Annotated in this window: 14 protein-coding genes and 1 pseudogene; 4 read left to right on the top strand and 11 right to left on the bottom strand. The window is 61.1% G+C overall.

Features of this window, described 5'->3' with window-relative positions:
- Positions 1-16 precede the first annotated feature (16 nt).
- Complete coding sequence (locus QCE63_RS17075) at positions 17-982, bottom strand: ABC transporter ATP-binding protein (protein ID WP_309834600.1); 966 nt, start codon at positions 980-982, stop codon at positions 17-19.
- Positions 983-1,397: 415 nt separating this feature from the next.
- Between QCE63_RS17075 and QCE63_RS17070 the strand changes: the two genes are divergently transcribed.
- Together QCE63_RS17070 and QCE63_RS17065 are read left to right on the top strand one after the other, a co-directional pair.
- On the top strand, positions 1,398-2,168 hold the full coding sequence (locus QCE63_RS17070; RefSeq protein WP_309834598.1) for a GntR family transcriptional regulator: 771 nt from the start codon (positions 1,398-1,400) through the stop codon (positions 2,166-2,168).
- Between the two features lie 384 nt (positions 2,169-2,552).
- Positions 2,553-3,647, top strand: coding sequence for a hypothetical protein (locus QCE63_RS17065; protein ID WP_309834597.1), 1,095 nt, complete (start codon positions 2,553-2,555; stop codon positions 3,645-3,647).
- A 27-nt stretch (positions 3,648-3,674) separates the two neighbouring features.
- Here the strand turns inward: QCE63_RS17065 and QCE63_RS17060 are convergent, their stop codons facing one another.
- On the bottom strand, positions 3,675-4,841 hold the full coding sequence (locus QCE63_RS17060; protein ID WP_404990139.1) for a branched-chain amino acid ABC transporter substrate-binding protein: 1,167 nt from the start codon (positions 4,839-4,841) through the stop codon (positions 3,675-3,677).
- Here QCE63_RS17060 and QCE63_RS17055 point away from each other — a divergent pair.
- Together QCE63_RS17055 and QCE63_RS17050 are read left to right on the top strand one after the other, a co-directional pair.
- Positions 4,821-5,108, top strand: a pseudogene (locus QCE63_RS17055) (LysR substrate-binding domain-containing protein); the annotation flags it as partial. The gene QCE63_RS17060 and the pseudogene QCE63_RS17055 overlap by 21 nt on opposite strands.
- 329 nt (positions 5,109-5,437) lie before the next feature.
- Positions 5,438-6,493, top strand: coding sequence for an SDR family oxidoreductase (locus tag QCE63_RS17050; protein WP_309834596.1), 1,056 nt, complete (start codon positions 5,438-5,440; stop codon positions 6,491-6,493).
- A 156-nt stretch (positions 6,494-6,649) separates the two neighbouring features.
- On the opposite strand, the gene QCE63_RS17045 is transcribed toward QCE63_RS17050, so the two are convergent.
- The 9 genes from QCE63_RS17045 to QCE63_RS17005 all read right to left on the bottom strand — a co-directional run bounded on the left by QCE63_RS17045 (position 6,650) and on the right by QCE63_RS17005 (position 16,197).
- Positions 6,650-7,711 (bottom strand): maleylacetate reductase, encoded by a 1,062-nt coding sequence (locus QCE63_RS17045; RefSeq protein ID WP_309834595.1) that lies wholly within the window; start codon positions 7,709-7,711, stop codon positions 6,650-6,652.
- A gap of 38 nt (positions 7,712-7,749) precedes the next feature.
- Complete coding sequence (locus QCE63_RS17040; protein ID WP_309834594.1) at positions 7,750-8,046, bottom strand: Dabb family protein; 297 nt, start codon at positions 8,044-8,046, stop codon at positions 7,750-7,752.
- A gap of 142 nt (positions 8,047-8,188) precedes the next feature.
- Complete coding sequence (gene mmsB, locus QCE63_RS17035; RefSeq protein ID WP_404990138.1) at positions 8,189-9,397, bottom strand: multiple monosaccharide ABC transporter permease; 1,209 nt, start codon at positions 9,395-9,397, stop codon at positions 8,189-8,191.
- Positions 9,390-10,928 carry a multiple monosaccharide ABC transporter ATP-binding protein gene (gene mmsA, locus QCE63_RS17030; RefSeq protein WP_309834593.1) on the bottom strand — a complete coding sequence of 513 codons (1,539 nt, stop codon included), beginning with the start codon at positions 10,926-10,928 and terminating at the stop codon, positions 9,390-9,392. The genes mmsB and mmsA overlap by 8 nt, the downstream gene beginning before the upstream one ends.
- Positions 10,929-11,018: 90 nt before the next feature.
- Positions 11,019-12,065: a multiple monosaccharide ABC transporter substrate-binding protein gene (gene chvE, locus QCE63_RS17025; protein WP_404990137.1), complete on the bottom strand. Its 1,047-nt coding sequence runs from the start codon at positions 12,063-12,065 to the stop codon at positions 11,019-11,021.
- Between the two features lie 120 nt (positions 12,066-12,185).
- Positions 12,186-13,274, bottom strand: a complete 1,089-nt coding sequence (locus QCE63_RS17020; RefSeq protein ID WP_309834589.1) for a Gfo/Idh/MocA family oxidoreductase — start codon at positions 13,272-13,274, stop codon at positions 12,186-12,188.
- Between the two features lie 24 nt (positions 13,275-13,298).
- Positions 13,299-14,291, bottom strand: coding sequence for an inositol 2-dehydrogenase (gene iolG / locus QCE63_RS17015; protein WP_309834587.1), 993 nt, complete (start codon positions 14,289-14,291; stop codon positions 13,299-13,301).
- 41 nt (positions 14,292-14,332) lie between these two features.
- The gene (locus QCE63_RS17010) at positions 14,333-15,211 is read right to left on the bottom strand and encodes a TIM barrel protein (RefSeq protein WP_309834586.1); all 879 of its coding nucleotides are present in this window, start codon (positions 15,209-15,211) and stop codon (positions 14,333-14,335) included.
- Between the two features lie 65 nt (positions 15,212-15,276).
- Entirely contained in the window at positions 15,277-16,197 is a 921-nt protein-coding gene (locus tag QCE63_RS17005; protein ID WP_309834585.1) for an intradiol ring-cleavage dioxygenase, read from the bottom strand.
- Positions 16,198-16,309: the final 112 nt, after the last annotated feature.

Raw genomic sequence — 16,309 nt, 5'->3', positions numbered from 1 at the left:
CGGGCGAGGAAGAGAGTCAGGCTGCGTCCGAGTAGAGCCAGCAGCGGGCCGTTCGTCCGTCGCCGACCGCCAGCGCGACCGGCTCATCGCTGCCGCAACGCGTCTGCGCACGATCGCAGCGCGCGCGAAACGCGCAGCCGGCCGGCAATCTCGCCAGATCGGGAATCTCGCCGGGGATTTGCCGCAGCCGTCCGCGCGCATTGGCGTCGGGCACGGACGCAATCAGACCGCGTGAATAGGGATGACGCGGTTCGCCCAGCAAGGCATCGACGGGACCGGACTCGACCGCCCTCCCGCCATACATGACGACTACCCGGTCCGCGAGGCGCGAGACCACGCCGAAGTCGTGCGTGATCAGCCAGATCGCCATGCCGGTACGCGCTTGTATCTGCTTGAGCAAGGTCAGGATTTCATCCTGCGCGACGGCATCGAGCAGGCTGGTCGGTTCGTCGGCGATCAGGAGATCCGGTTCGCCGGCGAGCGCGAACGCCAGCATGGCCCGTTGCGCGTCGCCCGCGCTGACGTCGAACGAATAGCGCTTCATGAGTGCGGGCGGATCGACGAAGCCCAGGCTCCTGAGCAGATCGACGCCGATGCGCAGGGCATCGCTACGCGATACTTCGCGATGCAGCACGATGGTTTCAAGCAGCTGATCGCCAATGCTGCGCAACGGATGAAGGGCCGCGAAGGCGTTCTGGAACAGCATCGCTACGCGCCGGCCGAGAAGACGGCGCATTTTGCGCATGGGCAGCGCAAGCATGTCTTCGCCGTCGAGCAGCGCCCGGCCGCTCTCGATGATGGCGGGCGGCTGCGGCACGAGACGTGTGGCGGACAGCGCAGTCACGCTCTTACCCGATCCCGACTCGCCAACCACCGCCAGCACTTCACCCCGGTCGATCGAGAAACTGACCTGGTTGACCGCCCTGACGGGTCCCGACGCCGACGGAAACACCGTCGTCAAATCTTCAAGCGAGAGCAACATGATGAATGCGTAGTCCTGATTGAGTGAACAGGTGCGGGACGATGACAGACTCGCCGACTACGAAATTTCCGGGTCGCAAGGACCCTGCTGCGAACGAACTGAAGCGATGCGATGCGATGCGATGCGGAGAACCGTGGTGCCGCGTGGGATTTGCTGCACTGCGATACGGTGAATGAAGCGTATTGGATGCTGTCGACAGTCGTCAACAAGAAAAAAATAAAGCGAACCTGCGTCAGGGCTCGCTGCACAGGAAACCGGCATGTCGTCTGTCGACAATTCCCGAGCTTGAACGTAGAATTCATTTCGAAATGCCCGGATATGGGTCAATCCCGGAGCGGCCGGACCCGATATACAAGCGTCTGTGCCGCGCCCACTTAGCAGCGCCGCTCGCATTTTTTTAGTCCGAGGATCACCCATGAGTGAATTCGCCGCGCTCACCCGCGTTCCTTCACTGGCCGAGCAGGCGGTAGAGAAGCTCACCAAGGCTATCGTCGCCGGGCACTTCCAGCCGGGGCAGAGGCTGATCGAAACCGAACTGTCGCTCACCCTCGGAATCAGTCGCGCGATGTTGCGCGAAGCATTGCGCACGCTCGCCAGCGAAGGGCTGGTCGAAACACGTAACAACCGAGGCTGCTACGTGATCGAACCGTCCCGTGAGGACATGGCTCAAGTTGTCATGCAGCGCGCCATTCTCGAAGGCGCGGCAGCGCGCATCGTTGCATTCAGACGGGACCCTGACGCACTCGCCACGCTATCGCGCATCTATCAGGGCATGCAGCTGGCGACGGTGTCGTCGGACACCTTCCGTTTCCGCAACGAACTGTGGAACTTTCATCGCTCGTTGATGGCAGCGACCGGCAATCGCTTCATGCAGCAGTCGTGGTCGAATATCAGCAACATGCTGCAGTTGTATATCGTGCAGGCGCCCTCCGAGACCTCGGACCCGAACTTCATACTGAAGCACATGCAATGCTTTCTGCAGTGTCTTCACGAAGGCTCACCCGAGGAGGCCGAGCAACTCTTTCGCAGCCAGATCATCTGGATCGCTTACGAGATGCTGGGCGCTCCGATCGAAGATGAGCTGCAGGGTTACCTCACTATCGTGGCAGACGACCGTGGCCGTATTCGTCGTCTTGGCGAAGCGGAAATCAAAGCGCGCTTGCGCTCTACCGTCGAGCGGAAATAGCCGAGACCGTGTCGCCAGAAGCGGCGAGATACGCGCAGGGTTGGGAGAGTGGCTTGGGCGCGGTTTCGTCGGCTGGGGAAGGGCGCTATTCCTGGCCACCGACGATGACCGGTTCACGCGGTTACCACGATACGGCCTGGTCCGTCATGATCCGCGTGCTGCCGAAAAATCACAGCACCGATCATGCTGCTCATACCGTAGACGCACGCGCTCGAGCGCTTTGACGAAGCGCTCGAGCGCGCCGAGCGGAAGCAAGCGAAAACACTCATCCTGCTGCCACATGAGTGAAGTATGAAGCGATCGCTATAATCGCCCGGCGCACGATAGCTGCGTATCGAAATGCGCCTCAAGCCCTCAACAAAAACATTTCCGGAGGAGACGTCCATGGCTTTCCCTGCCAAACGCATTGCAAGAGCAGGCTCCATCGCGCTGTGCGTGGCATCGCTGCTTGGGGCATGCGCCCTGCAACCGGTGCGAACGGATGCGGTCGACTTACATGCGCCGTTGCAGATCCAATCGCAGGGCAGCTTCTTCGTGGGCGGCGCCGCCAAACCCGCGACCGACCTGAGCGGCACGAGCGAAGGACCGGAAGTGACCCGGCAGGGAACCGTCACGACCGGCCAGATGTACGTCCAGTATCAGGTGCCGGTCAAGGCAAACCACTTGCCCGTCGTGATGATTCATGGCGGTGCGCTCAGTGGCCAGGGTTATGACACGACACCCGATGGGAGAATGGGCTGGAGCGAATATTTCCTTCGCCAGCAACGCCCGGTCTATGTGGTGGATCAGGTGGGCCGGGCGCGCTCGGGATACGATGGATCGAAAGTCAACGCGGTCCGGGCGGGACACCTGCCTGCGAACGCGTTACCGCCGGTTCTCAACATCGGACACGAAATGGCATGGACGTGGTTCAGGATCGGCCCCACGTTCGGCGTGCCATTCGCGGACACGCAGTTCCCTGTGGACGCCGTCGACGCGTTCTACAAGATGTGGATTCCCGACTGGAATGCTGCGTTGCCGGCGCAGAACCCCACCTACGCGAATCTCGCTGCGCTGTCGGACAAGGTGGGCGGTGCGGTGCTGATCGGACACTCCGAGTCGTTCATGTTTCCCGAGCGCGCGGCGCTGGTCGACCCGGCTCACATCAAGGGCATCATCAGCCTGGAGAGCGGCTATGCGTGCAATACGACCTTTACAGAGGGACAACGCGCAACGCTTGCGCGCATTCCCATTCTGATCGTGTTCGCCGACCATCAGCGCGACGCACCGGAACCCTTTGCCTCGACCTGGACGAAGTCGATGGCGCAATGCCGTGCATTCGCCGACGACATACGCGCCGCCGGCGGCGATGTCACGTTCATTCATTTGCCTGAAATGGGAATACACGGCAACACGCACATGTTCATGCTCGACAGGAACAATCTGCAGATCGCCGATCTCCTGATTCAATGGATCGACGAGCATGTGGAGCGTCGGTAAGGCGAGGCAGAGGCTTTGCATGCCGGCTTACTTCGCGGCCACCCGTTGGCCGCCGCCGAGCATTTTCTCGATACTCCATTCACCATTGACCACCTTGAAAATGGTGAACGCCGGATCGCTCAAATTGCCTTGCGCATCGAAGGCGATCGTTCCAGTGATGCCCTGCCGGCTGACCGCGTGAACCGCGGCAGTCAGCCTGGCCGGATCGGTCGACTGAGTTTGCTCGACCGCCGCAATCAGCGTGGCAGCGGCGTCGTAGGCGAATGGCGCGTGCAACTCGACCGGATGATGAAACCTCGCGCGATAAGCTTCATCGAATTTCTTTCCGCCCGGCATCCGGTCGAGCGGCCGGCCCGGTTCGAGCGCAATCACTCCGTCCGCGCCCGCTCCGGCAAGTTGCACGAAAGTGTGACTCGTACCGCCCGCGCCCAGCAGGGTCGCCCTGATGTTCAACTGCTTCAGACGGCGCGCCACTTGCGCCTCTTCCGTATCGAGTCCGCCAAAGAACAGCACGTCGACGTGCTTGGCCTTCAGGCTCGTCAACACGCCGCTGAAGTCGACCGTCTTGTCGTCCACATACTCGTGATCCACGATCGTCCCGCCACTGGCTTCGACGCCCTTGACGAATTGCGTGGCATGCCCGGAACCGAAAGCAGTCCGGTCATCGATCACGCCAATGTGCTTGCCTTGCAACGTCTTGACCGCATACGCCCCGGTTATCGCGCCGCTCAGGTCATCGTGGCCCATGATGCGAAAAGCCGTGTCATAGCCTTGCAACGTATATTGATGGCCGGTGGATGCAGGCGCGATCTCGGGAATGCCCGCCGAGTGATAGACCCGTGAAGCAGGAATGCTGCAGCCTGTGTTCCAATGCCCCACCACGCCCACCACGTGCTGATCGACGAGTTGCTGCGCAACGGTGACAGCCGTGCGCGGGTCGGACGCATCGTCGACGGAGACCAGCGCGAACGTGACCGGTTTGCCGTCGAGCGTGGGATGCCGGGCGTTGGCGTCGTCGATGGCCAGTCGTGCGCCGTTTTCGAGGTCCTTGCCAATGCGGGCGGACGGACCGGTGAGCGGCCCCGCGATACCGATGAGAACCGTCCGCGTACCGGATTCGGCCGGCGACGAACTTTGTGCGCAAGCGGTTCCGGTTGCGATCAGCGGCAGGATGGCGTGCCGAACGTGCATCATGCGGTCGGGCCGCTCTTCGAGGACGGGCAGTTGACGCTGAACGCGGCGCAGGCGGGGCTTGGCGTTGCGCTGTTACGCGAGCCGCTGATCGGCCGCGAACTGGCGTCGGGAGCACTGGTCAGACTCTTCGACACGCCGCTGAACGACGGCCGGGACTATTACCTCTGCGTCAGAAGCGGCGCCGAACTGCCGGCCGGTGCCCTGCGTCTTGCGAACTGGATTGAAGAGGAGATGAGAAGCGAAGCTCCGGCGCGCGCCGGCACGTGATGAAAACGCGGTAGCGGGATAGCGCCGTTCGCTGTCGCGTAAGCTGCGATGCGCGTGTCCCGACGCTGCTCTCTGCTTTCGAAGCCTGTTCCCCGTGACGACGGGTGAATCTTGTCTCTGCAGGTCTCCAGTTGCGCGCGAGACGGCACCCGCCTTCGAGAAGACGCCGGCTGCCAGGCCTGCCCCGGACACGCACGGCTCACTGAAGCCGATGCTACGATCGGCCATCCCGGCAGGCATCGCACCGGCTGCGATGAATCGAGCCGTCATCGCTGCGCGTACCGCGAAGAGATGCCGGACATTCTCAATTGCGTCATGGAGAAAGCTGGATGACACGAACGAAAAGACATGCTCTGGTCGCCGGAGGAATGGGCGTCATTGGTCGTACGCTTGTCGAGCACCTGTCTTCACAACCGGGCTGGACCGTCACGGCGATTTCCCGCCGGCCTCCCGACTTCGAGTCCGCCGCTTCCTTCGTTTCCGTGGATCTGCTGGACGAGGCTGCGACGAAGCAAGGCCTTGCTGATCTGGACGATGTCGACCACATTTTCCATGCGGCTTACCAGGCGCATGAAGATGTCAGGAGACGAGGCGACACGAACCTCGCGATGCTTGCCAACCTCGTCAATGCCGTCGACGAGTGTTCACCCGCACTGCAACGGGTGTGCCTTTACGAGGGAGGCAAATACTATGGATCCCACCTCGGTGCCTTCTCCACTCCCGCCCGCGAGAGCGACCCCCGGCACATGCCGCCGATGTTCTACTACGACCAGGAGGACTGGCTCAGGGAGCGCGCGCGTGACCGCCCCTGGGATCACATCGTCCTGCGACCCGACACGGTATGTGGCCTCGCGCTGGACAACCCGATGAACCTGGCCATGGTGATCGCGGTATACGCAGCCATTTCCAAAGAGCTGGGCTTGCCGCTGCGATTTCCGGGCACGGTCGACTGCTACAACCGTCTCGCGCAAGTCACGGATGCGACGCAGCTGGCACGCGCTTCCGAGTGGGCTGCGGAAAACGCGACCGGAAGCGAGGCCTACAACATAACGAATGGCGACCTCTTTCGCTGGCGCCCGATGTGGGAGAAATTTGCACGCTTCTTCGACATGCCGCTCGCAGACCCGATGCCGATCTCCCTCGTATCGATGATGGCGGACAAGGGCGATGTCTGGAATCGCGTCGTCGCCCGATACGGATTGAGCGCGACCCCGTACGAGCGAGCTGCGTCCTGGGCGTTCGGCGACTACATTTTTCATCGCGACTATGACGTCATCTTCTCGACGACGAAGATACGTCAGGCCGGTTTCCACAGTGTCGTCGATTCGGAGTCGATGTTCCTCGCGCTCTTCAATGAGCTGAGATCGCGCCGGATGCTTCCCTGACGACGGATGTCGGCGGTTCACGCCCGGCCTGTGTGCTGGCTGGTCTGCAACGCGGGGCCGATCCGGCCATCGCGTTCGACGTGAGCCTCGGTCAGCGCGGTTGTTTCGGTGCCTGTGCCGTGCAACCCCGACGACGGGAACCTGCCACGGTCGCACCTAGGCCGCCGGACGGGCACCCTCCCACGCGCGTTGCAAGAGTGCTCGTAGCGCCTTCTCCTCGATCGGCCGAGGATTCCAGTAAGGATTCGACAGCGCGACTTCACACGCATGGTCGAGGTCGCTTTCCTTCAGCCCGATCTCGCGCAGGCCTCGCTGCACCCCCAGTTCCTCGTTCAGTGCGTAAAGCCCGTCAGGTGCCGACTTCACATCCAGTGCCCGCGCGATGCGCTCCATCGCCTCATCGGCCACCGTGCTGTTGTACGCGAGCGCATGAGGCAGCACGATGGCGTGCGTCTCGGCGTGCGGCAAGTTGAACGTACCGCCCAGGGTATGACAGAGCTTGTGATGAAGCGCCATCCCCACAGTGCCGAGCACCATCCCGCACAGCCACGCGCCGTACAGACACTCGCTACGCGCCGCCTTGTCCCCGCCATTCGTGTTCACCCCACGCAGACCACTGGCGAGCGAGCGAATGCCCTCCTCGGCCATCAGCGAGATGACCGGATTGCCGTCCCGCGCGTAGAGGCCCTCCGCCGCGTGCGCAATGGCGTTCAGACCGCTCACGATGGACAGCCGCACCGGCAGACCCATGCTCAGTTCCGGGTCGTACAACACCGTCTTTGGAATCACCCTGGCATCGCGGCCGGTCTTCTTCACGCCGTTCTCGGTTATCCCGTAGATCGGCGTCATCTCCGACCCGGCATAGGTCGTCGGAATAGCGATGATCGGAAGCGCCGATTCGAGCGCGATCGCCTTGCCGAGCCCGATCGTCGAACCCCCGCCGATCGCCACGGCGCAGTCCGCATCGACGGCCTTCGCGTGCTCGCGCGCACGGCGCGCATTCTCGACAGGCACATGCATCTGGGCGCCGTCGAAGACGCCGGCACTCGAAGGACCCAGGAGCGCAGCGATGACTTCGGCCTGAGCCCTCTGTTCGGGCGTACACAGGACGAGTGCCCGGCGCGCGCCCAACGTCTCCACTTCTTGTTGAATCAGCTTCATGCTTCCAGCGCCGAATACGACTCTGGCGGCCTGCGTGGTGTAGGTGAACTCGTACATGGAGTGGAATTCCTGTTGCGTCGAGCGATGCCGCTCTTTCAAATGTAGTCGACCTGATGACGCGCGATACGGACATCACCCACGACGCCCTTCACCCGCAGATGCTCGGGATGCGAAGCGTATGCGTCGAGCGATTCCGGACTGTCGAACTCCGTGTACAGGACGATGTCGCAGGCATAGTCCACGGCGCTCACATCCAGCCCGACTTCGAGTCGGGTCAGCCCGGGAATCTTTCCGCTCAGACTCTCGAACGCGGATTTCACGAGCAGCGCGGACGCTCTTCTTTGTTCGGGTGTGTCACCGCGAACGTTCCACATCACGATATGCTTGACCATGTTTCGTTTCCAGTAGTGCTGCGTCTGGCGTAGCCAGGTTGTGCAGGTGACGCGTATGACTTGGGTCTGCACAGGGACAGGGCCGGTTTGAAACGGAAAGGCCCTGCTTAACTGCACTTCTGGCCCGCCGTGCAAAGCGTGGTTACGCCTTGTTCTTGTTGTACACATCGACGAACACCGCCGCGAGCAGCACGATCCCCTTGATGACCTGCTGGTAATCGACGCCGATGCCCATGATGGACATGCCGTTGTTCATCACGCCCATGATGAACGCGCCCACGACCGCGCCGACCACCTTGCCGACGCCACCGGACGCGGATGCACCGCCAATGAAGCAGGCCGCGATGACATCCAGCTCGAAGCCCGTCCCCGCCTTCGGCGTGCCGCTATTCAGACGCGCGGCGAAAATCAGACCCGCGAGCGCTGCCAGGATGCCCATGTTCACGAACGTGAGGAAGCTGATGGCCGGAACGCTGACGCCTGAAAGTCGCGCGGCCTTTGCATTGCCGCCCACAGCGTAGATGCGGCGACCGATGGTCGTGCGATTCATCAGGAACGTGTACACCCCAATCAGCACACCCATGATCACGAGGACCGTCGGCAAGCCGCGATAGGACGCGAGGAGATAGCAGAAGCCGACGATAAGCGCGGTCAGTAAGACATTCTTGGTGACGAACATCGCGAACGAGCCGCTTTCGACGCCATGTTTCGCGGCACCCGCCCGGTGACGCAGTTCGATCGCGAAGAACAGCGCACCGACGAACAGGCCGAGCAGGATGGAGGTGACGTGAAGCGTCTGACCGTGAAACACGTCTGGAATGAAGCCCGAGCTCATCGCACCGAACTCAGCGGGAAAAGGACCGATGGACTGTCCTTGCAGCACGAGGTTCGTCATGCCACGGAACACCAGCATCCCCGCCAGCGTGACGATGAACGATGGCATGCGCCAGAAGGCAATGAAATATCCCTGCGCGGCGCCGATCAACGCACCGGCCGCGATACAGATGAGGGTGGCCCAGACGTAGTTGACTTCATATTGCACCATCAGCACCGCCGCCAGCGCACCGACGAGACCCGCCGTCGAGCCCACGGACAGATCGATGTGTCCCGACACGATCACCATCAGCATGCCGAGCGCCATGATGACGATGTAGCTGTTCTGGAGCACCAGGTTGGTCAGGTTCAGCGGCTGCATCAGCACGCCGTTGGTCGCGACCTGGAAGAACACCATGATGATGACGAGCGACAGCAGCAGCCCGTAGTCGCTGCCGATACGCTTGAGCATGCCGAATACTTCGCTTTTCCCGACCTCGGCGCCTTCGGCGGCTACCGGAAAGAGTGCCTTACGCATTTTGAATGTCTCCATTTCGCATGATCGCCCGCATGATGCTTTCCTGCGAGGCTTCTTCCGCGGTTAATTCGCCGACAAAGCGGCCTTCATTCATGACGTAGATGCGATCGCACATGCCCAGCAACTCGGGCATTTCCGAGGAAATCATGACCACGCACTTACCCGCTGCGACCGCCTGATTGATGATGCTGTAGATCTCGTACTTGGCGCCCACGTCGATGCCGCGCGTCGGTTCGTCGAGAATCAGTACGTCCGGCTCGGAATACAACCACTTGCTGATAACGACCTTTTGCTGATTGCCGCCCGACAGGTTGCCGACGACATGGGTCACGCCCTGCGCGCGAATCCGCAGTTTCTTGAGAAAATCGGCCGCGACCGTGATCTCCTCGTGCTCGTTGATCACGCCGAGTTTCGACACGCCGGACAGATTGGCTAACGTGATGTTTCGCTTGATGTTGTCGTCCAGAAGCAGGCCGTTGCCCTTCCGGTCTTCCGTGACGTACGCGATTCCGGCCTTGATGGCCTTGCGGACCGACGACGTATCGACTGGCTTTCCGTACATCAGCACGTCGCCGGCAATGCCCTGGCCGTACGTCCCGCCGAAGACGCTCATCGCGAGTTCGGTGCGGCCCGAGCCCATCAGTCCCGCGATACCGACGATTTCACCCTTGCGCGCTTTCAGGTTCACGCCCTTGATGACCGCGCGCTCGCGCTGGGTCGGATGCTGGACGCGCCAATCCCTGACTTCGAAAATGATTTCGCCAATATCCGGCGTGCGCGGCGGGTAGCGGTCTGACATCTCCCGGCCGACCATCGCCTTGATGATGCGGTCTTCACTCACGCTTTCAGCACGGCAATCGAGGACATCGACGGTGGAACCGTCCCGGATGACCGTGATACCGTCCGCGACACGCGAGATTTCGTTCAGCTTGTGCGAAATGATGATCGACGTGACACCGTTTGCCTTCAATTCGAGGAGAAGCGTGAGGAGTGTGTCGCTATCCTTTTCGTTCAGGCTTGCGGTGGGCTCATCGAGAATCAGCAGACGCACTTCTTTCGACAACGCCTTTGCGATTTCAACGAGTTGCTGCTTGCCGATCCCGAGCGTGCCGACCGCGGCGTCCGGGGAATCGGTCAGGCCGACCTTCGCCAGCAAGTCGCGAGCTTTCTTGCGCGACACCTGCCAGTCGATGACGCCGTGTTTTGACTGCTCGTTGCCGAGAAAGATGTTCTCGGTAATCGACAGCATGGGGACGAGCGCCAGTTCCTGATGGATGATGATGATTCCGACCGCCTCGCTGTCGGAGATATCAGCGAACGCTCGCTCCTGACCGTCGTACAGGACGTCGCCGGCGTACGAGCCGTGCGGATAGACGCCACTGAGGATTTTCATCAGGGTCGACTTTCCCGCGCCGTTTTCTCCGCAAATGGCGTGAATCTCGCCCTGACGCACCCTCAGATTCACGTTGTTCAGTGCCTTGACAGCGCCAAAGCTTTTCTGAATCCCGCGCATCTCCAGAATGGTTTCCATGGTCTAATTCCTCTGATTGGCACACCGGGAGCGTGCCCGCGTGAACCGGAGCTTCTGTCGAAACTCCGTCACGCCGATATTCAGACAGCCTTACTTGATCTGCGTCTGGGTGTAGTAGCCACTGGTGACCAGTTCCGACTGATAGTTGGCTTTGTCCACGAGAACGGGCTTCACGAGATAGGTCGGAACGATCTTCGCGCCGTTGTTGTAGCTCTTCGTGTCGTTGATGCTCACCTGCTTGCCGGTCAACGCGTTATCAACCATGTCTGCGGCCGCCCCGGCGAGCTTGCGGGTGTCCTTGAACACGGTGGAGGTCTGCTCTCCCCGAACGATGCTCTTCACGTTCTGGACATCGGCGTCCTGTCCCGTGATGACGGGCATCGCTTGCTGACCGGAACCGTATCCCACGCCTTTGAGCGAAGAGATGATGCCGATCGCCAGCGCGTCGTTAGGCGCCCAGACCGCATCGAGATGGTCCTTTCCATAGAAGGCGCTCAGCAGGTTGTCCATGCGGGCCTGAGCGGTCGCGCCATCCCAGTTGCGGGTCGCGACTTTTTCGAAGGCGACCTGCTTGCTTCGAATCACGAACTTGCCGCTGTCGATGTACGGCTTCAGAACCGACATGCCGCCCGCGTAGACCATGTGCGCGTTGTTGTCGTCCGAAGAGCCGCCGAAGATCTCGATATTGAACGGCGTCTTGCTGCCGGCTTTCTGCCACGCACTGACGATGCTCTGCCCTTGCAGAACACCGACGCCGTAGTTGTCGAAGGTGGCGTAGTAATCCACGTCCTTGGTCTGACTGATCAGGCGATCATAGGAGATGATCTTGATGCCCTTCTTCTGTGCGAGCGCCAGAGCCTCGGAGAACGTCTTGCCGTCGATGGGCGCGATGACCAGTGCCTTGACACCCTTCGCAAGCATGTTTTCGACCTGGTTCACCTGCGTAGGGACGTCGTAGTTTGCGTACTGCAGGTCCGCCGAATATCCTTTCGCCCTCAGTGCATCGACCATGCTTTTCCCATCGGTAATCCAACGGGATTCGGTCTTGTCCGGCAATGAGATGCCGACGACGCCCTTGTCCTGGGCGTACACAGCAACCGACATCGCTGCGAAAGCGGCCGAAGCGGCCAGCGTCATCGCGACATGCTTCAAAATCTTCATGACATCGTCTCCTGATTAGGATTACCTATTTAAATATCCGATTATGCCCGCCAGGGATGCGGGGACGACGCCGGCTGGCGTCGTCCATTCAGCTCCCTAGCCGATAAGGACCTCCGTTCCCGCCTCTTTGGAAGAAGCGAACATGGCCTCGATCACCCGGCTGATGTTCAACGCCTGGGTTGCCGGCACCACCGATGGCGTGCCGTTGCGCAATGCGTCCATGAACGCGTTCGACTCGCGGTCGAAGTACACCGGATTGCCGATTTCCGCGATATCCGGTGAATACTCCGTTTTCTTCGTGGCCCAGATCTCGGGGAAGCTGGTCTCTTGCCACTCGGTCCAGCCTTCCGGATGGGCGCCTTTGCCCGCGTCGTATATCTTGAAACTCGCGGGCAACGAGCGGGACGACATGATGCCTTCCGTGCCGTAGGCGGTAATGTCCCAGCTCTCGGTCCACGGCAGAACATCCCAGGACATGAAATCGACCGTGACGATCTTGTCTTCGTAGTTCAGCACGGCACCCGCTGCGTCTTCGCGCGATTCATCGCCGTGAAAGTTCGGGAACTTGGTGATTCGCGCGTTCACCGAGCGCGGCAACCCGAAGTGAAGAAGAATCCGGTCGATGAGATGGCAGCCAATGACGAACACCGCACCGCCGATATCGCCCGGCTGCGTCATGTGCGGCGTACCTGCCTCGTCGTGCGAGCAACCGCCGTGAGCACGCACCTGGACTACTTTTCCAAGGCGGCCGCTCTTGAGCGCGGCCTGCATGGCGTCGACCGACGGAGCGAATCGCCAGCAATACCCCACCTGAAAAAGTCCGCCAGTGCGCTCGACCGCCTCGACGATGCGCTTCGCATCCGCCGAACCGCGGCCGGCGGGCTTCTCGCACAGCACGGCCTTGCCAGCTTCGAGCGCCTCGATGGCCAGATCAGCCATCTTTTCACTCTTCGAGTGAACGAGCACGACATGCACGTTATCGTCCGCCAGGATATCTTCCTTAGAGCGCGCCTCCAGTCCGAGCGCGTCGACGAACGGCGTGAGCAGCGGACTCGTATCCCACGCACCGAGCATCTTCGCGTCGGCGCGACGCTGGATCGCCTTGACTCGTCCGGACGTATGCGGGTGCGTGATGCCAAGGCATGCCACACCGAGCGTTTCGTTGAGTTCAATTTTTCGCGTCATGACTTATCTCCTCCGGATTCCCGGTTACACCCTGACCGCTTTGCCCGTCAGCGCGGACTCCAGCGCCGCGTCCGCCAGGCGCAGTGCCTTAAGCCCGTCCTGGACCGAAGTCGGCAGCGGCGAATTCGTATTGAGGGCGTCCACGAATGCTTCCAGTTCGGCCTTGTATGCGTCGACATAGCGTTCGAGGAAGAAGTTGAGCAGCGGCTCACGCGCGTCCGTGACGTCCTTCGACCAGCGGCGAACCGTCGACGGGCGGAGATTCTCCTGCAGGAGCATGCCCTTGGAACCCGACACTTCCATGCGCTGGTCGTAGCCGTAGACGGCCTCGCGACAGCAATTGATATGACATTGCTTGCCCGAAGCCGTGCGCAACTGAACCATCACCGTATCGAAGTCGGTCAGCTTCTCCAGCGATTCGTCGATGAGACGGCTGGCCATCGCCATGACTTCGACCGGCTCCTCGCCGAGCAGCCAGCGCGCCATGTCGAGGTCGTGAATGACCATGTCGCGGAAGATGCCGCCCGAGTGCTCGACGTAATCGCGTGGAGGCATGCCGGGGTCGCGACTCGAAATGATGACCTGCCGCACGTCGCCCACGTCACCCGCATCGATTGCCTTGCGGAAGGCCTGCGAGGTGGGGTCGAAGCGGCGATTGAACGCGAGCATCACACGCCCGTTCTGGCGCTCGACCGCGTTTGCTGCGGCGAGCGATTTCTCCATGTCGAGGTCGATCGGTTTCTCGCACAAGACGGCCTTGCCGCGTTTGACGGCTTCGAGCATGAACGTGATATGCGTGTCGGTCGGCGTACCGATCACGATTGCGTCGACGTCGCTACGCTCCAGGACACCCACAGGGTCCGTCGAGGCCTCGCAACCGAGCTTTGTCGCCAACGATTGCGCGGCGCTCTCGATCGGGTCGGCTACCACCACCAGCGTGGCGTTCGGGTTCGCGGCGACGTTGCCAGCGTGAATGCGACCAATGCGGCCTGCACCGAGTACGGCGATTCGAATCATGTGAGTCTCCGGAAATGTGTTTTCGTTCGAGGGCAAACAGGTCAGGCAGAAGCCGCGGCGTGTGTCGAGAACTGGGCGATGGTCGTGTCGTAAGCGCGCTTCGCCATCTCGTCGAGCGGGAACTTTCGATGCACCTCCGAGATAAGTTCCACGCCGTAATAGGGGAGCGTGCAGCCTGCCTGTTCGAGCGCGTCGACGAAAGCGCGGCAGTCTCCCACTCCTTCACCGCATAGCTGACGGTTGAAGGTCGAGTCTTCGAACAGCGAGCCCTTGACGTGCGCGCCGACGTCATCCATCTCCACGCCTTTGATGAAATGGGCCGGAATCTGCGCTACTTCGCTATACGGCGTGCTGGCGCGTGCAACGTGCCAGTGATCGACCATCAGGCCACCGTTGGGCTGATTTGCGCCCTGCGCCACCTTCAGCGCATCCGCGACGTTGCGGATCGGAGAGAACGGCATGAATTCGATCGCGACCGTCGCGCCGACCGTCGCCACGTCCTGGCAAAGCGAAGCGAATTCATCCGTCATGCGGGCGAAGTCGGCGGGATTCGTGTCGAAGGGGTTTGCGCCGATTTTCAGATTGCGCATGCCGAGCTCGCCGCCCAGATCGATGAACCGGCGACGGCTGGCGTCGGACTTGGCCCGCGCTTCGCCGTCGATGTACCAGTCCATCAGGATTTCGAGCTCGAAGTACTTCATGCCTGTGTCTTCCAGGATGTTCTTCACGCCTCTCAGGCCGTACTTCCCAACGCTGTATTCGAGGTCGTCGAGAATGAGGCCGACACCGCTCCAGCCCGCGCGCATAGCCGCTTCGCAGCGGTCACGTAGCGGAAACGGGCTGACTTCATTCGCCGCACACGGATAGACGTCGCCGGCAAGGGTCCAGTACGCAGCCAGCAATTCTTTTTTCGCGCTCATGTTCAGTAATCCTCTTTCTCTCAGAGTCATCAGTTGTTTCGATGGCGGATTGCCGCGTTTGACGATTAACGCGTAGCGGGGATATCCTCGCTGGACGTTGCGAGCGTGAAGTCCCACGATACCGACCAGAATGGCGACGAGAAGCCCACCCGCCTCGCCGCTTCCGGATCGTCGAGCTTATTAAATTCGGCAATGAGCTCGCGCTTGACGCCGAACACCGCGTCCTCGGGCAGATACGGGCAATCGGGCGTAAAAATATGGGTGATGACCGGATCGAAGCCAGGAGCGGTCACGATGAAGTGCAGATGGGCTGCGCGGTTCGGGTGCCGTCCCATTGCGCCCAGAAGCTTCCCAACCGGTCCATCCGAAGGGATCGGGTAGTGACGCGGCTTGACGGACTTGAACCAGTAGCGGCCTTCAGCATCCGAGGTGAACACGCCGCGCAGATTCGAATCGGGCTGAATGCCCTTCTGCTGCACGTCATAGAAGCCATCGTCGTTGGTCTGCCAGACTTCCAGTTTCGCGTTCGGAACCGGCTTGCCATCGATGTCGGTCACACGACCTTCAACCACCATGGGTTCGCCCTTTGCATCCAGGCAGATGTTCTCGCCGTTCGGATACTCAGGCGCGTTCGCGACGTAGAACGGGCCGAGAATCGTGTTCGGCGTCGCGCCGCTCGGGCGACGATGGTTGATTGCATCGACCAGCATCGAGACGCCCAGAATGTCCGAGAGCAGGATGTACTCCTGACGCCAGTCGGTGCACATCTGACCCGTCTCGGTCAGGAAGCGGACGGCGGCGAACCACTCTTCATGCGTCGGCTCGATTTCCTTGATAGCCGCATGAAGATGCCTGACCAGCACCGACATGACCTCGCGCAGGCGCGGGCTTGCTTCCTCGCTCATGCGGGCATTGACGACTTCATCCGAGCGCGCTTCATCGAAGTATGGCGACGAGGGCTGAATGGCGGGGGATGCGCTTTGCATTGCGTGTCTCCATCGATCTTGTCAGTAGCTTTGAGACCAGTCTATATTCGCTTCGACTGGCAAAACAGAGCTGAAAAGGGAAAGTCTTTCGCGTCGAGCGGGAAGAAGCGCC

Origin of the sequence: Caballeronia sp. LZ065 (genome assembly GCF_031450975.1) — a bacterium.
Lineage (GTDB): Bacteria > Pseudomonadota > Gammaproteobacteria > Burkholderiales > Burkholderiaceae > Caballeronia.
This window is presented reverse-complemented; position numbering and strand designations above follow the sequence as displayed.

Excerpts from the sequence above, each read along its gene's own strand:
- QCE63_RS17045 (WP_309834595.1), bottom strand. The coding sequence starts at position 7,711 with ATGTACGAGTTCACCTACACCACGCAGGCCGCCAGAGTCGTATTCGGC.
- QCE63_RS17020 (WP_309834589.1), bottom strand. The coding sequence starts at position 13,274 with ATGACGCGAAAAATTGAACTCAACGAAACGCTCGGTGTGGCATGCCTT.
- iolG (WP_309834587.1), bottom strand. The coding sequence starts at position 14,291 with ATGATTCGAATCGCCGTACTCGGTGCAGGCCGCATTGGTCGCATTCAC.
- QCE63_RS17050 (WP_309834596.1), top strand. The coding sequence starts at position 5,438 with ATGACACGAACGAAAAGACATGCTCTGGTCGCCGGAGGAATGGGCGTC.
- QCE63_RS17070 (WP_309834598.1), top strand. The coding sequence starts at position 1,398 with ATGAGTGAATTCGCCGCGCTCACCCGCGTTCCTTCACTGGCCGAGCAG.
- mmsB (WP_404990138.1), bottom strand. The coding sequence starts at position 9,397 with ATGCGTAAGGCACTCTTTCCGGTAGCCGCCGAAGGCGCCGAGGTCGGG.
- mmsA (WP_309834593.1), bottom strand. The coding sequence starts at position 10,928 with ATGGAAACCATTCTGGAGATGCGCGGGATTCAGAAAAGCTTTGGCGCT.
- QCE63_RS17040 (WP_309834594.1), bottom strand. The coding sequence starts at position 8,046 with ATGGTCAAGCATATCGTGATGTGGAACGTTCGCGGTGACACACCCGAA.
- QCE63_RS17005 (WP_309834585.1), bottom strand. The coding sequence starts at position 16,197 with ATGCAAAGCGCATCCCCCGCCATTCAGCCCTCGTCGCCATACTTCGAT.
- QCE63_RS17060 (WP_404990139.1), bottom strand. The coding sequence starts at position 4,841 with ATGATGCACGTTCGGCACGCCATCCTGCCGCTGATCGCAACCGGAACC.
- QCE63_RS17010 (WP_309834586.1), bottom strand. The coding sequence starts at position 15,211 with ATGAGCGCGAAAAAAGAATTGCTGGCTGCGTACTGGACCCTTGCCGGC.
- QCE63_RS17075 (WP_309834600.1), bottom strand. The coding sequence starts at position 982 with ATGTTGCTCTCGCTTGAAGATTTGACGACGGTGTTTCCGTCGGCGTCG.
- QCE63_RS17065 (WP_309834597.1), top strand. The coding sequence starts at position 2,553 with ATGGCTTTCCCTGCCAAACGCATTGCAAGAGCAGGCTCCATCGCGCTG.
- chvE (WP_404990137.1), bottom strand. The coding sequence starts at position 12,065 with ATGACGCTGGCCGCTTCGGCCGCTTTCGCAGCGATGTCGGTTGCTGTG.